The organism is Pseudofrankia coriaricola (assembly GCF_032027725.1).
Classification (GTDB): Bacteria; Actinomycetota; Actinomycetes; order Frankiales; family Frankiaceae; genus Pseudofrankia.
Window position 1 is genome coordinate 1 of sequence record NZ_JASNFO010000032.1, and the last position, 13,897, is coordinate 13,897.

At 70.9% G+C, this 13,897-nt stretch carries 13 protein-coding genes; 4 read left to right on the forward strand and 9 right to left on the reverse strand.

Annotation, left to right across the window (positions count from 1 at the left end):
• The 4 genes from QOZ89_RS17605 to QOZ89_RS17620 all read right to left on the reverse strand — a co-directional run.
• Positions 1 to 1,283: acyl-CoA dehydrogenase family protein (locus tag QOZ89_RS17605; RefSeq protein WP_312623431.1), on the reverse strand; the 1,283-nt coding region annotated here is incomplete at its 3' end.
• Positions 1,284 to 1,455: 172 nt separating this feature from the next.
• Positions 1,456 to 2,769, reverse strand: a complete 1,314-nt coding sequence (locus QOZ89_RS17610; protein ID WP_312624246.1) for an acyl-CoA dehydrogenase family protein — start codon at positions 2,767 to 2,769, stop codon at positions 1,456 to 1,458.
• A 118-nt stretch (positions 2,770 to 2,887) separates the two neighbouring features.
• Positions 2,888 to 3,088 (reverse strand): ferredoxin, encoded by a 201-nt coding sequence (locus tag QOZ89_RS17615; protein ID WP_071050887.1) that lies wholly within the window; start codon positions 3,086 to 3,088, stop codon positions 2,888 to 2,890.
• On the reverse strand, positions 3,085 to 4,338 hold the full coding sequence (locus QOZ89_RS17620; protein WP_071050888.1) for a cytochrome P450: 1,254 nt from the start codon (positions 4,336 to 4,338) through the stop codon (positions 3,085 to 3,087). The genes QOZ89_RS17615 and QOZ89_RS17620 overlap by 4 nt, the downstream gene beginning before the upstream one ends.
• A gap of 32 nt (positions 4,339 to 4,370) precedes the next feature.
• Here QOZ89_RS17620 and QOZ89_RS17625 point away from each other — a divergent pair, with 32 nt between their 5' ends.
• Positions 4,371 to 4,508, forward strand: a complete 138-nt coding sequence (locus QOZ89_RS17625; protein ID WP_157910560.1) for a hypothetical protein — start codon at positions 4,371 to 4,373, stop codon at positions 4,506 to 4,508.
• A gap of 479 nt (positions 4,509 to 4,987) precedes the next feature.
• Positions 4,988 to 5,371, forward strand: coding sequence for an SHOCT domain-containing protein (locus QOZ89_RS17630; protein WP_071050910.1), 384 nt, complete (start codon positions 4,988 to 4,990; stop codon positions 5,369 to 5,371).
• A gap of 11 nt (positions 5,372 to 5,382) precedes the next feature.
• On the opposite strand, the gene QOZ89_RS17635 is transcribed toward QOZ89_RS17630, so the two are convergent.
• Both QOZ89_RS17635 and QOZ89_RS17640 read right to left on the reverse strand, forming a co-directional pair.
• Positions 5,383 to 6,687, reverse strand: coding sequence for a diacylglycerol/lipid kinase family protein (locus tag QOZ89_RS17635; RefSeq protein ID WP_312624248.1), 1,305 nt, complete (start codon positions 6,685 to 6,687; stop codon positions 5,383 to 5,385).
• A 430-nt stretch (positions 6,688 to 7,117) separates the two neighbouring features.
• Positions 7,118 to 7,978 (reverse strand): class I SAM-dependent methyltransferase, encoded by an 861-nt coding sequence (locus tag QOZ89_RS17640; RefSeq protein WP_312624249.1) that lies wholly within the window; start codon positions 7,976 to 7,978, stop codon positions 7,118 to 7,120.
• 76 nt (positions 7,979 to 8,054) lie between these two features.
• Between QOZ89_RS17640 and QOZ89_RS17645 the strand changes: the two genes are divergently transcribed.
• Entirely contained in the window at positions 8,055 to 8,558 is a 504-nt protein-coding gene (locus QOZ89_RS17645) for a helix-turn-helix domain-containing protein (RefSeq protein ID WP_198543385.1), read from the forward strand.
• On the opposite strand, the gene QOZ89_RS17650 is transcribed toward QOZ89_RS17645, so the two are convergent.
• Positions 8,490 to 9,344: a helix-turn-helix domain-containing protein gene (locus QOZ89_RS17650; RefSeq protein ID WP_312624250.1), complete on the reverse strand. Its 855-nt coding sequence runs from the start codon at positions 9,342 to 9,344 to the stop codon at positions 8,490 to 8,492. The genes QOZ89_RS17645 and QOZ89_RS17650 overlap by 69 nt on opposite strands.
• Positions 9,345 to 9,485: 141 nt before the next feature.
• Here QOZ89_RS17650 and QOZ89_RS17655 point away from each other — a divergent pair, with 141 nt between their 5' ends.
• Positions 9,486 to 12,167, forward strand: a complete 2,682-nt coding sequence (locus QOZ89_RS17655) for a VIT domain-containing protein (RefSeq protein ID WP_312624251.1) — start codon at positions 9,486 to 9,488, stop codon at positions 12,165 to 12,167.
• A gap of 21 nt (positions 12,168 to 12,188) precedes the next feature.
• Here the strand turns inward: QOZ89_RS17655 and QOZ89_RS17660 are convergent, their stop codons facing one another.
• Together QOZ89_RS17660 and QOZ89_RS17665 are read right to left on the reverse strand one after the other, a co-directional pair.
• Positions 12,189 to 12,692 (reverse strand): nuclear transport factor 2 family protein, encoded by a 504-nt coding sequence (locus tag QOZ89_RS17660; RefSeq protein ID WP_083419174.1) that lies wholly within the window; start codon positions 12,690 to 12,692, stop codon positions 12,189 to 12,191.
• Positions 12,689 to 13,870, reverse strand: a complete 1,182-nt coding sequence (locus QOZ89_RS17665; RefSeq protein ID WP_312624252.1) for an aromatic ring-hydroxylating oxygenase subunit alpha — start codon at positions 13,868 to 13,870, stop codon at positions 12,689 to 12,691. The genes QOZ89_RS17660 and QOZ89_RS17665 overlap by 4 nt, the downstream gene beginning before the upstream one ends.
• Positions 13,871 to 13,897 lie beyond the last annotated feature (27 nt).

Consider the following 13,897-nt stretch of genomic DNA (forward strand, 5'->3'; position numbering starts at 1 on the left):
GCGAGCTCGAGCTCGACGGCGTACCGCGCCCGGGCATCGGCGGCCAGGGACGGGAGGTGGCCGGTGGGGAACAACCCCGGGGCCGGCGCGACGCCGCGCAGCAGCTGCCGGGCCAGGTTCACCTTGTGAATCTCGGTCGGGCCGTCGGCCAGGCCCATGTGGAACGACTCCAGCACCCACCGGCCGAACGGCATCTCCGTGGAGACGCCCAGGGAGCCGTGCACCTGCAGCGCGCGGGACGCGACGTCCATCAGCACCTTGGGCATCGCCGCCTTGACCGCGGCGATATCGGCGCGCACCTTGTCGTAGTCGTTGTACCTGTCGATGCGCCAGGCCGTGCGCAGGACGAGCAGCCGGAACTGTTCCATCTGGATCCAGGAGTCGGCGATCATCTCCTGGACGAGCTGCTTGCGTCCGAGCATCTCGCCCTTGGTAGTCCGGGAGACCGCCCGCTCGCACATCATTTCGAACGAGCGCCTGACCAGCCCGACGGTCCGCATCGCGTGGTGGATGCGGCCGCCGCCCAGCCGGGTCTGCGCCACGGCGAAGCCGGCGCCCCGCTCGCCGAGCAGATGATCCGCCGGGACGCGTACGCCCTCGTAACGGATGTAGGCGTGGATGCCCTCATGTTCGTCGTGCCCGGACACCCCCACATTGCGGACGATATCGATGCCGGGGGTGTCCGCCGGGACGACGAACGCCGACAGCCGCCGGTGCGCCGGTGCGTCCGGGTCGGTGACCGCCATCACGATTAGAAACGAGGCGAACCGGGCGTGCGAGGAGAACCACTTCTCCCCGTCGATCACCCACTCGTCACCGTCGAGGCGGGCCAGGGTGGTGAACCCGGTCGGATCGGAGCCGCCCTGCGGTTCGGTCATCGAGAAACAGGAGACGATCCGGTTCTCGATCAGCGGTTCCAGGTAGGTCTTCTTCAGGTCGTCAGTGCCGTAGTGCGCGAGGATCTCGGCGTTTCCCGAATCCGGCGCATGGCAGCCGAACACGACCGGGCCGGAATGGGTACGCCCGAGGACCTCGTTGAGCAGTGCCAGCTTCACCTGCCCGTAGCCCGGGCCACCCAGCTCCGGGCCGAGATGGCAGGCCCACAGCTTCCGTTCCCGGACCTGGTCCTGCAGCGGCGGGATCAGCTTCGCGCGCACCGGGTCACGCACGTCCCAGGCGTGCTCGATGACGAAGTCGAGCGGTTCGACCTCCTCGCGGACGAACTCCTCGGCCCACTCCAGCTCGCGCGCATACTCCGGATCCGTCTCGAAGTCCCAGGCCATGCCGCTTCGCCTCCCACGGTTACTCGAACGTCCTTCTCGGCAACAGACGTTCTTCTTCGATGACAAATGTCCTTGTCGACGACAGAGGTTTTTCTCGGTGACAACGGCAATGGCCCGCCGGCCCGGACGAAGCTATGCGGATGCCCCTGCCCAGGGCGGTGAGGAGCGGAGCTCAGCGGGGGATCTCACGCCACGGCCTGTCCCGGTCGACCCGCACGTCGCCCGGCAGCCCGAGGATCCGTTCGGCAATGATGTTGCGCTGGATCTCGTCCGAGCCACCCGCTATCCGGTAGCCGGGCGCGCCGAGAACGTGGCTGGTCCAGGCGAAGGTCCCCCACTCGCCGGTGTCTGCCGCCAGACGCGGCCCGAGCAGCAGTTCGGCCGCCCGCGACACGAGCGCCATACCCTTCACCCAGTGCAGCTTGCGGAACGAGCCCTCCGGCCCGGGCGGCCGGCCGGCTCGCCGGTCGTGGGCTTCACGCAGCGCCGCCACCTCGGCAAGGCGTTCGCTGATGTAGACATCGGCCAGCCGCTGGCGGACGAGGGGGTCGTCGAGGCGGCCCAGCGCGCGGGCCAGCGGGGCCAGTTCCCGCCATCCGCCGCCCACCCTAGCATGTCCCCCGCCGGAGCCCTCCCGCTCGAAGCCGAGCGTCGTAAGAGCGACTTTCCAGCCCGCCCCCACGTCGCCCAGCCGAAGTGAGTCGGGAATGCGCACGTCGTCGAGGAACACCTCGTTGAACGACGTGCCCCCGGACATCTGACGCAGCGGCCGGACGGTCACACCAGGTGCGTCGAGCCGCAGCAGGAACGCGGTGATGCCAGCATGCTTGGGGACGTCCGGATCGGTTCTCGTCAGCAGCATTCCCCACTCGGCGAACTGTGCCCCCGAGCTCCACACCTTCTGGCCGCCCACCACCCACTCGTCGCCGTCCCGGACCGCCCGGGTCGCCAGAGCCGCCAGGTCGGATCCGGCTCCCGGTTCCGAGAAGAGCTGGCAGCACAGGCTGTCGCAACGCAGGAAGGTCCGCATCAGCAGATCGCGTTGCTCCGGCGTGCCGACCAGGCGGATCGTCGGGGCGATCAGGCTGACGGTCACGGACACCAGTTCGTGGGCCGCCGGGATCGCGTAACGCTCCTCCTCGGCCGCGAACGCCTCGACGAACTCGGAACCCAGCCCCGCGCCACCGTGCTCGGGCGGCCAGCCGAGCGCGCCGAACCCCGCGTCGAACTTCTGCCGCTGCCAGGCCGCCACCCGCTCGATCAGCGCCAGCTCCTGCGCGAAGGACAGGTTGTGGAAGACCGAGACGTCGTCGGACCCCTGCCCGGCACCAGCCCAGGGCACCGAGCCAGCATCCTCAGGGCCGGCGTCCCCGGAGCCGGGATCCCGTCGGCCGGCATCGTCCCGTAACACGGCGTGTTCGGCGAGCCAGCTCCGTGCACGCCGCCGGAAGTCCTCGAGCGCACCGCCCGGATGTGCCGCGTCCAATCTGGTCTCCTGCTCACTATCCGCCATCTTGCGGAGTCGAACTCGGCCGCGCGACGTCAGTCGCGCTCATCGAAACAGCCGGTCGGAAAGGGCCTCAGCGGCCTATCAGGACAGGTGTTCAGTCCTCGACGAGCTCAATGGCTTGTTCGGGGCAGGTCCTCGCCGCGTCCCGAGACGCTGCCATCTGATCAACCGGCACGTCGACGATCTGATCACGGATCGTGACGTAACCTTCATCGTCGTAGTCGAGAAAGTCCGGCGCGATGCTGTAACAGCGCCCATGACCGGTGCAGCGGTCGCCACGGACAGTGATCTTCATGTGGTGGCCTCCCAGGCAAGCGGGAGAGTGAGCAGGGTCATCATGGAACCCCCACCGCGTTCGAGCAGCGGCGCGTCGGTCGTCACTCGGAAGTCTGGGATGACCTTCAGCCATTCCTCGAGGGCGATCTGCATCACCCGGCGGGCCAGATGCGCGCCCAGGCAGCGATGCGGTCCGGCCGCGAAGCCGAGATGGTTGTTGGCCATGCGGCCCAGCACGAACTGGTCCGCCCGGTCGTAGACCCTGGGGTCCCGGTTGGCGCCGGAGACAAGCCCATACACCATGTCGCCCGTGCGAAGCGGGCAGCCGTGGAACTCGATGTCACGAGTCACCTTGCGTCCGTCACCGAAGACGATGGTGTAGAGCCGCAACGTCTCCTCGACCGCGGACGGGATGAGCTCGGGCTCGGCGAGGAGCCGGTGCCGGTCGTCCGGATTGGTGGCGAGGTGCCGGAACAGGTAGCCGAGCTCTCCCCGCGTGGTGTCGAGCCCGGCGAGCACGAGCACGGTCAGAATGTCGAGTATCACGGTCTCGTCGAGAGGCTCGCCGTCCAGCGTGGCGTGCAGCAGGTGCGAGGCGAGGTCACCGTCCCGCGGCACCGGCTCATCGCGTCGTTCGTCCAGCGCGTCGATCCAGTACTGACGCATGGCGCCGAGCGCCTGGGCCATGGCCTCCTGCTGGGCGAGGTCGCCACCGAACCCGCGGAAGAAGTCCTCGACCCACGGCACGAACAGGTCGGCGTCGGAGGCTGGCAGACCGAGAACGGTCAGAAACACCTCGGTGGGGTACCGCATCGCGAACTCGGCCACGAAGTCACACCCGCCGTGCGGCGCGATCTGGGCGACCAGGCGTCGGCAGATCACCTCTGCCGCCGGGCCGACCCCGTTGATCGCGGCCGGCGCGAACCAGCGGCTCAGGATCTGGCGGTACTTGCTGTGCTCCGGCGGGTCGATCTGAGTGGGCACGAAGCGGTACACCGGTTCCGGCTCCCACGGCGTGATCGACTCGCTGGAGAAGATCTCGGGACGCTGGTAGATCTCCCGGACCTCGTCATACCGGGTGAACATCCAGTAGCCCTGGGCCATGGTGTTGAAGATGGCCTGGCCCATCTCCCGAAGCTCGTCGGCCTTGCGCCAGTAGCTGCCCGCTTCGAGGGCTGGGGAGACGTCTAAGTGGACGACCGGACATCCGCTGGGGACACGCGCGGGTTTCTCGACACCCTCGACAGAGTCGTCTGCCTTGTTGGCCATAGCCGACCAGCCCTCCTGGAGACCAGGTATCTATGACGCAGGTCACCCTAATCGTCATGATGAATCTCGTCAACGGGGCCGGCAACCCCACCACGACGAACGACACGGGCACGGCGCGGGCAGGCCGGCCTACCCGCGCTCGGCAGCCGGAGAGCACGGTGGCCAACTGATGATCATTTAGGTGTCGGAGTCCGTGGGCTCCAGCCGCCCGCGACCTTCCGGTCCTCGTCTATGGCGAGCCCCCTCCCCCGAGAACGCCACGAAGAGCGCCCCAGACTTGGCCCTGCGTGCCCTCGCCATCAGCGGCGGCGGCTGAGCCATCGCGGCCGCCCGGAGTGCCTACTCGCGGCCGATGGGGCGGTCGGAACCCACTGGCCCTGCTCGCTCCCGACTCCGAGCGCGCCACCTAACCTCGATATTCACACGCGCGGTATTTCACCGCGGTTCGACCGTGCCGGCGCCGCCCGTGTGACGCCAGACCGCCAGGTGCAATCGGTCCGGCTGTGACGATGTGCCACGGTCGCGTCGAGGTCCGGTTCGCCGATCCGCGGTGGGGCGGTCGCGCCGCGGTGGACCGTTTCGCGTGTGAACCTCGGCGCGAGGTGGAATCATTGGGATGGACCGTAGGCCCAGGGAGGTGCGACAGTCGATGAGTTACCCGTTTCTCGGCGCTTTCTTGACAATGCTCTGGTTCTTCCTGTTTGCCATATGGGTATATACCCTGTTTGTGGTGGTGGCCGATATATTCCAAAGCCGGGACCTGTCCGGCTGGGGTAAGGCTGGATGGCTGGCGTGTGTCATCGTCGTTCCCCTGCTGGGCGTTCTATTCTATGCGGCCTTCCGCGGCGAGGGTATGAGTGAGCGGTCGGCCGAGGTGGCGAGGCGACGCGAGGGCCTGTATCAGGGTTTCCGGCCTTCCGCGGTGCAGACTCGCGCGGTCGCCGATGAGCTGACGAAGCTGGCCGACCTCCGCAAGCAAGGTGAGATCACCGACGTGGAGTACCAGCGGGAGAAGTCGAGAATCCTGACCTGAACGCGCTCCGGCTAAAGTAACGAGGTCAACGGCTCGACTGGACGGACTGTTTTCTCGTCGCCCCCGCGGACCCGGCGACTCATCGCCGCCGGCCTCCCGGCGGCGATGCGGATCAGCGCGGGAACCGTGCCCCAGGTACCCGGTCGCGCGACCGGCACCCCGGGTGCGTGTCGCGGAACTCTTACGCGCACAGCGCCGGGAAGCGATCGGAAAAGCAGGGGCGGCGTGAGACAAAGCGCTTCTCCGTCCACGCCGACGCTGACCGGTTGAGCGGAATCGACCCGCGCCACGGGGCTGCTCCACTGCTGAAAGCCGCGGAATCGGCTGATGGCGCCCACCGACTCGAGCGCGACGAGGGTGGGTAGATCGCGAGCCCGATCGACCCGCAGCGCCACCAGACCAAGCCGGCCGCTGTCCAGCCGGGGCCGGGTACCGAGACCGCCGAGGCTATGTAGCTGGTAAGGATTGTTGGACACAAGGAGGACATCCGCACTCGACTCGGCACGACCGTCCGAGCCGGCGAAACGAAGATCCGGCGGTGTGCAATCTGGACCGAGAAGGTCGGGAAGCATGGCGGCGGCCGTACTCGCCTTGGCGTCACGGTAGCTGTCGGACCGCACGATCTCCGCATAGACACCGAGCGAGACGTTGTTGACGAAGACGCGGTCGCCGACCTGACCAAGATCGACACGCCGTTCGACAGCCGTGTCGAATGCGTCGAGCGCGCCCGCCACATCGTTCCGATCAAGGCCTAGATCGAGGGCGAAGTGGTTACGAGTCCCGGCTGGGACGCACACGAACGCCATCCCGCGCCGCCGGGCCACGTCGGCGACCAGACCCTGCGAACCGTCGCCACCGGCCATGCCCACCACGTCGGCGCCACCGTCGGCGGCGTGCTCGGCGAGGGCGCGCAGGTCCGCGCCCGGGGCGAGGCTGACGACCTCGACTCCGCGCCGGGCCGCCTCCTGCGCGAGATGATGGCGGTCGGCGGCGCCACCACCGGACCGCGGATTCACCAACAGGACGCCGCGCTGGGCGGGTCCCACGATCGTCCCCTTCGGCCGGTGCCGGCCGAAAGCCGCGCGCGCCGCGCCTCCCGACGCGAACAGCAGAGCTGTGGTGACGAGCATGCTCGTAAGGCCAGCCACCCCAGCGAAAGCAATAAGCCCGCTGAACGCGACGGCGGCCACGAGAGAAGCCGCCACGCGGCGTCGCCCCCGCCCGACGAGCGCCGTCCAGCCCGCCATCGCCGTCACGGACACGGCGACGACCGAGACAGGCAAGGCGATCGGCCGGTCGGCCAGCCGTGCCAGCACGACGGCGACTGCCCCGGCGAAGCACACCAGCGCGGCACGGGCGGCTGTCCGGCGAGATCGGGAAACCCTGCCGTCCAGGGAATGATCCTTACCGAAATCGGCCGGATAATCGTGACGATGAAGGAATGGCGCCGATATTCCCACGCGCCATCCTAGCCAGCGAACCATCCAGGTATGCTCGCCGGCCCCACTCGGCTTCGCAACCGCGGCCCGAAGCCCGATGCCGACGAGATTTCGCCTACTTCACCCCTTGTTCATCAAGCCTTGGGTTCATCAAGCCTTGGCCAGCGTTACCGCTGCGCCTGTCGCTGTATGAGTCGGGCTGTTCGGCGGGGCTGGGCCGACTCACCTCGGTCGGGGGATGACGGCGCCGACGGTGTGCTGTGGGATGAACCTGAGGAGTCTCAGGCCCGCGGAGACCGAGGGTTCTCTACCCCGCGGGACGCCGCCCGGCGGATGCGCGCGTGCCGACCATCCAGCACGCGGCGGTGAACCGGATCTCCGCGCCCCGCTGGTAGGGACCGAAGGCGGCGCGGGCGGTCTCGACGACCTGGGCGCGGGTCCGCTCGTCGGCCCCCTGCAGGGCTCGGCCGACGGGGCCGAGCAGGGTGAGGTAACGAACCAGCTCCGTCTCCGGCAGGACGCATTCCACGTCGATCGGCTGAATATCAATGTTCGTCCAGCCGCTCTCGTCGAGGATGCGGCGGACCCGGTCCGCCCGCGCGAGAGCGAACTGGCCGGGTGCCTCCGGGTCGCGGGGCGCCAGGTGCGGCAGGAGCGGCGCCGCGGCGCGTTCGGCCGTCGTCATGAACGGATTCTCGTCGGGGCTCCGCCAGACGATGAACCGGACCTGGGCGGTGTCCGTCCCAGCCCGCCGCAGGTTCGCGAAGGCCCGGGGGAAGTCGTCGAAGAACATCACGCCGAAGCGAGATACGAGCAGGTCGAAACTGGCCGGCTCGAAGGTGTGGGTGGCGGCGTCGGCGTGGATGAAGCTGGCCGACACGCCCGCCCGTTCGGTCCGTGCCCGAGCGGCTTCGACCATCGGCTCGGAGATGTCGACGCCGACGCAGCGTCCCGCCGAGCCCGCCCGCCGCGCGGCGGCGACCGTTGTCGCGCCCGTACCGCAGCCGACGTCGAGCACGCTCGAGCCCGTGGCCACCGCGTCGGCGAGCAGAGCCTCGAACGGCCGGTACATCTCGTCGAGCAGGTCCTGCGCCGCCGTCCAGCCTCGTCCACCGGCGCCGTTCCAGAGTGCTTTCTGCGCGTCATCGCCCCCGGGCGCGACTTCCATGGCCGTCCCCATCCCTTGGCGTGCCTTGCCGAAACCGTATCGTTCCAGCTCAAGTCAACTTGAGGTCAAGACGGCGGTGAACGTGGACATAGCCGAGGTGACGCGACGCTCCGGGCTGCCAGCCTCGACGCTGCGCTTCTACGAGGAGAAGGGGCTGATCGTCTCGGTCGGCCGGCGGGGCCAGCGCCGGGTCTTCGATCCTGGCGTGCTGGAACGGCTGGCGCTGGTCGCGATGGGCCGCGCCGCCGGCTTCTCCCTCGACGAGATCGCGCTCATGTTCGCGCCAGACGGGCAGCTGCGCATCGACCGGCGGATGCTCGCGGCCAAGGCGGACGAGCTGGACGGGAAGATCCGCGAGCTGACCGCCATGCGCGACGGCCTGCGGCACGCCGCGGCCTGTCCCGCGCCGAGCCACCTGGAATGCTCCACCTTCCGCCGCCTGCTGCGCGCGGCGGAGTCGGCCGCCGTTCGCGCCCGGACGCGGCCCGCCGGTCCGGGTCCGACGCGGTCTTCATCGACCTCGCATCGGCCCCGGGGCGGGGGACCGCGCCTCGGATGCCAGGCCGAGGCGGCCGAGTAGGCCGAGCAGGGGAGCCGCCGCCGCGGCGATGGCGGCGAGCTCGTCGGCGTCCGGCGTCCGGGAGGCCGCGCCCAGGACGAGCGTGACACTGTCACCCAGCCGCACGGCCGGCACGGCGGTCACGGCAGTCACGGCGGTCACGGCGGTCACGGCGGTCACGGCGGTCACGGCGCCGGTGTTCGCGCGGTCGGCCCCCGCGTCGTCCACCGTGGCGAGGTCGCCGTTCCCGGCGGCGCCACGGCTGGCGACGGTGCCAGGCCCGCCATCGGCGCCGAGCCTCTCGGCCGCCCCCGCACCAGCGTCGGCGTCATCCTTCGCGGGCACGGCGGACGGTTCGGGGCGGTGCGCGACCGGGCGCGTGGGCGCGCCACGCTTCCAGAACTCAGCGGGCGCCGCCACGGGCGGGACGGCCATAGACGCGCGGACGGGGCGCGGCGCTCCGACAAGCTCGGCGAGCTGAGGGTCGGACGCGCCGAGCAGCCGCTGCTGGATCTCGGCGAGCGATCGCCCCTCGGACTGAAGCTTCTTGATCGCGGCGAGTTGGAGCACGTGCCGAGGGCCATAGAGGGCGACGCGGCCACGGGTTGCGACCGGCCGGTCGACCAGGCCGATCGTGGCGTACCAGCGGACGGTCCGCTCGGTCGGCAGCTCGCCGACCCGGCCGCTGCTCTGGCCCGCGTAGTTACCCGCGAGCAGCACCGCCACCCGACCGGGGAGCTCCATGAGCGTCCACGGGCCGGCGTCCGCGTACTCCCCCGCAGCCTCGGCGTCAGGGTCCACAGTCATGATCCCTGATCGAAATCCCAGCGCGACCTCATGCGGTCATCTTGACAGTGTCATCGTGACACTGTCAAGATGACGAGGCGCGCCGGGGAACGCCGCTCACGGGTCGAGCGGGCGAGGACAGGCGGCAGAGGAAGGGGAACGGTGAGCACCGACCTCGAACGGATCAGCACCGTCGGCATGGTCGACCTGATCGAGCCGGAGCCACCGGCCCAGGCGGACGCGCCGCGACGGGACAACGAGGAGGACGGCCTCGGCTGCCTGCGAACGGGACGCGGCAACCTGCCGCTCGACGCGATCGACGTCCAGGCCGCGGTCACCGGCCTCGCGTCGACCATCGCCCTCAGTCAGGGCTTTCACAACCCGTACGACGAGCCGCTCGAGGCCACCTACATCTTCCCGCTGCCGCCGCGGGCCGCCGTCACCGCGCTGCGGATGGAGGCGGACGGCCGGGTGGTCGAGGCCGAGCTCAAGGAACGCGGCCAGGCGCGGGCGGACTACGACATCGCGATCACCCAGGGCAAGCGCGCGTCGATCGCCGAGGAGGAGCGCCCCGGCGTCTTCACCATGCGGGTCGGCAACATCCTGCCCGGCGAGCGCGTCACCGTCCGCCTGACGCTGGCCGGCGAGCTGCCCTATGAGGACGGCGCCGCGACCTTTCGCTTCCCCCTGGTCGTCGCTCCTCGCTACATCCCCGGCGCTCCGCTCGCGGGCGGACGGGTCGGCGACGGGGTCGCGGCCGACACCGACGCCGTACCGGACGCGTCCCGCATCAGCCCACCGGTGCTGCTGCCGGGCTTCCCGAACCCGGTGCGCCTGTCGGTGGACGTCGACGTCGACCCGGCCGGCCTGCCGCTGGCCGCCGTCGACGCCAGCCTGCACTCGGTCATCACCGAGCGGCGTACGGACGGCCTCCGTGTCCGGCTGGAGCCGGGCGACAGGGCCGACCGGGACTTCCTGCTGCGCCTTACGTTCGACGCGGACGAGGCGGTCAGCACGTCGCTGTCGGTGCGGTCCGACGAGCCGGCCGCGAGCGGCCAAGCCGCCACCGACCACGAGGCGGGCGGCAAAGCAGCCAGCGGGACGTTCGCGCTCACGATCCTGCCGCCGGCCGGTACCACTCGGGCCCGGGACCGGGACCTGGTGCTCGTCCTCGACCGGTCCGGCTCGATGGGCGGCTGGAAGATGATCGCGGCGCGCCGTGCCGCCGGCCGGATCGTCGACACCCTCCGCGGCGGCGACCGCTTCGCGGTTCTCGCCTTCGACCACCAGGTCGAGACTCCGCCCGCCCTCCCCCGAGGGCTCGCGCCGGCCAGCGACCGCGCCCGGTTCCGGGCCGTCGAGTTCCTCGCCACCCTGGAGGCCCGCGGCGGGACGGACATGCTGGAGCCCCTGCGGCAGGCCGCCGCCCTGCTCGGCCCGCGGGCCGAGGCGCCCGAGCGCGACCGGGTCATCGTGCTGGTCACCGACGGTCAGGTCGGCAACGAGGACCAGCTGCTGCGCGAGCTCGCCACCGGCCTCGCCGGGGCGCGGGTCCACACCGTCGGCATCGACCGGGCGGTGAACGAGGCGTTCCTGCGCCGGCTGTCCGGCCCGACCGGCCGCTGCGAGCTGGTCGAGTCTGAGGACCGGCTGGACGACGCGATGCGCCACATCCACCACCGCATCGACGCGCCCGTCGTCACCGGCCTGCGGCTGCTCCCGGCGGGGCCGGCGGACCTGGCCGTCGACACCGACTCGCTGACCCCGACGCCGCTGCCTGACCTGTTCGCCGGCGCCCCGGTGGTCATCCGGGGCAGGTTCACCGGCCAGCCGACGGGCACGATCGCCTTCACGGGCCAGGCCGACACCGACGCGCCGTGGCGGGCGTCGGTCACGGCGACGGCAAGCGGCAATCCGGCCCTGACGGCCCTGTGGGCACGGGCGCGCATCCGGGATCTGGAGGACGCATATGTGGCCGGCCCGTCGGGCCGAGGCGGTCACGACGGCCTGGAGAGGCGCATCGTCGAGACGTCGCTGCGCTACCGCGTGCTGTCCCGCTTCACCGCGTTCGTCGCCGTCGACCAGCGCGTCGTCAACGAGGGCGGCACGGTCCGCCGGGTGACGCAGCCCGTCGACCTCCCCAGTGGCTGGTCCGACGAGGCTCTGGCCGTCGGCGGGCCGCCCAGCGCGCCGCTGTTCGCCGGCAGCGCCGTCGCCGCCAGTTTTGCCGCGCCCGCCGGGCCACCGCCCCCGATGTACCAGCCGATGCCCCCGTCGATCGTTCCTCCCGCGCCGGCCGGGCCGGCGCCCATCCAAGCGCGGCGGGGCGCCCCGGCGGGCCCGGACGACCTCGACGTGCCCGACTTCCTCACCGGCGGAACCTCGGGCCCACGAGCCGCCCCGCGGCCCGGCCGCGGGACAGGCCGTGGCCGGCAGAAGGCCAAACTGACCACCGCTGCCGGACCGTCTGGCGCCGGTGTCGACCCGGATGCCGGCACGCTCTCCGCGTTCGTCGCCGCCGAGCTGGCGGTGCTGTCCACGAGCGCCGGGCCCTCGCCTCGTCCCGGGGCGGCCGACCTGGCCGCGCTCGCCGGCCGCATCCGTGCGGCGCTGCCCGCGTGGCGACGGGCCGGCGAGCACGAGGCCGCATGCGCGGCGCTGGAGAGGCTCGCCAGCCAGCTCGCCGCCGCGTCCCCGGACCTGTCGGACGCGGCCCGGCTCTGGGAGCACGCCCGCGCGACCCTGGAGGCCATCCGCGACGGACGCGCCGACCAGCTCACCGGCGACCGCCCGGTGACGGGCGACCCGACGCGCAGGTCACGGACCGCGTTCTGGAGGCGCTGACCCGCCGTCAGCGGGCCGCCACTACTGCGCCGTCAGGAGGGACAGCAGGAGGTGGGTGTCCTGCTGGAAGACGCGGATCTCGCGGATGGTGCCGCCGAGGACGGTGAACACCTCGATGACGTCGACCGTCGCCGAGCGGCCAGTCGCCTTCGCCGTCCAGGTCTGGGTCGTGAGCTGGACGGCGCGGGTGGCGTCGCCGAAGACCAGCGGGTTGGTGATCGTGCGGTCCCAGTGGCGGCCCGCCTCGGCGTTCATCGCCGCCATGCCGGCCGGGCCTTCGTGCCAGCCGCCGTGCGGCAGCGATTCCGGCTGCTGGACCCGGATCTCCGGGTACATCAACGTGAACGCGCCCTCAACGTCGCCGGACTGGAAGCGGCGCGCCATCTCGGTCACCACCGTGGCCGCGTCCGCCGCGGACACATCGACGCGCTCGGGCTCGGGCTCGGGCTCGTCAGTCAGCAACGGGGTAGTCGGCAACGGGGTGCCGGCGGGATCGGCGGAGCCGGCAGGAGAGGTCTGGCTCATGCCGACCCCGCCCCGGCGGCGTGACGGGCGCGGTAGGCCTCGAGTGCCGCCTCGAACCCGCGGTGCAGGTGCTGCGGGGCCGGCTCGTTGCGGCCGAACACGACCGTGTCGAGCAGGCCGAGGCGCACGCCCGGCTCGGTGCGGCCGGCCACCCAGAAGTCCTCGCCGTCGACGACGGTCTCGCAGATCCACGGCGCCATGTCGACGGCCTTCGACCGCTCCTCGTCCGTCAGGCCGGGACGCAGGTAGGAGGTGTGCACGACCTCGGAGCTGCTCTCGTCGACCGGGAGGATCTGCCACAGCTCGACGTGCCGGGCGTCGAAGGTGAGGCTGACGTTGGGGAACAGCGCGTACTGGTAGCTGAAGTGCCGGCCGACGTCGCCCCAGTCGGCCTCGGGGCGCTCGCGCAGCTCGACGATCGACTTCAGCGCGGAGCTGTTGCGCAGGTGCGGGCCGAACGGGTCGAACGTCAGCACACCGCCGACGGCGTAGGTGGCGAGCGTGGTCTTGTGCAGGTAGTTGAAGTGGTAGTTCTCCCGGAAGGTGTCCAGGGTGACCTTCCAGTTGCCGCCCACCTTGTGCACGTGCGGCTCGCTGTGGGGTTCCCAGTCGGCGAAGTCGAGCAGGGCCAGCTCGCCGGCCAGCTCCGGGCCGAGGTATTCGTCGATGTCGACCGGCGGGCCGGGCCGCAGCCGGCCGACGATGAGCCCGTAGCCCTCGGTGACCTCGAGCGGGATCAGCCCCTTGCGGCTCTTGTCCAGCCCGGTGAAGCCGTCGGGCACCGGCATGCGGCCGAGCTTCCCGTCCAGGCCGTACGTCCAGGCGTGGAACGGGCAGGTCAGCCGGATGGCCTCCCCGGCGCCGTCGGCGAGCCGCACCCCGCGGTGGCGGCAGGCGTTGAGGAACGCGTGCACCTGGCCGTCGCCGTCTCTGGTCAGCAACACCGGAGTGCCGAGCAGGTCGACCGCCCGGTAGGTCTCCGGCTCCGGCAGCGCGCCCGAAAGGCAGAGCACGAGAGGCTGGTCGAGGAACAGCGCCTCATTCTCCTCTGCCTGCCGCTCGGCCGAGTAAATGTCGGTCGGCAGTTCCATGACGTCATCGGCCATGTCCGTCGTGCGGTTGTCGATGTGATCGAGCAACCGGCGCGCGAGGCTGCGTTCGAGTGCTTCCCTGTCCACCGCCAGTCCTTCCTGTTCGGTTCGCCC

What these genes read in the sequence shown, in the direction of transcription:
- QOZ89_RS17615 (WP_071050887.1), bottom strand. Translation starts at nt 3,088, where the DNA reads ATGAAGATCACTGTCCGTGGCGACCGCTGCACCGGTCATGGGCGCTGT.
- QOZ89_RS17620 (WP_071050888.1), bottom strand. Translation starts at nt 4,338, where the DNA reads ATGGCCAACAAGGCAGACGACTCTGTCGAGGGTGTCGAGAAACCCGCG.
- QOZ89_RS17625 (WP_157910560.1), top strand. Translation starts at nt 4,371, where the DNA reads ATGACGCAGGTCACCCTAATCGTCATGATGAATCTCGTCAACGGGGCC.
- QOZ89_RS17630 (WP_071050910.1), top strand. Translation starts at nt 4,988, where the DNA reads ATGAGTTACCCGTTTCTCGGCGCTTTCTTGACAATGCTCTGGTTCTTC.
- QOZ89_RS17640 (WP_312624249.1), bottom strand. Translation starts at nt 7,978, where the DNA reads ATGGAAGTCGCGCCCGGGGGCGATGACGCGCAGAAAGCACTCTGGAAC.
- QOZ89_RS17650 (WP_312624250.1), bottom strand. Translation starts at nt 9,344, where the DNA reads ATGACTGTGGACCCTGACGCCGAGGCTGCGGGGGAGTACGCGGACGCC.
- QOZ89_RS17660 (WP_083419174.1), bottom strand. Translation starts at nt 12,692, where the DNA reads ATGAGCCAGACCTCTCCTGCCGGCTCCGCCGATCCCGCCGGCACCCCG.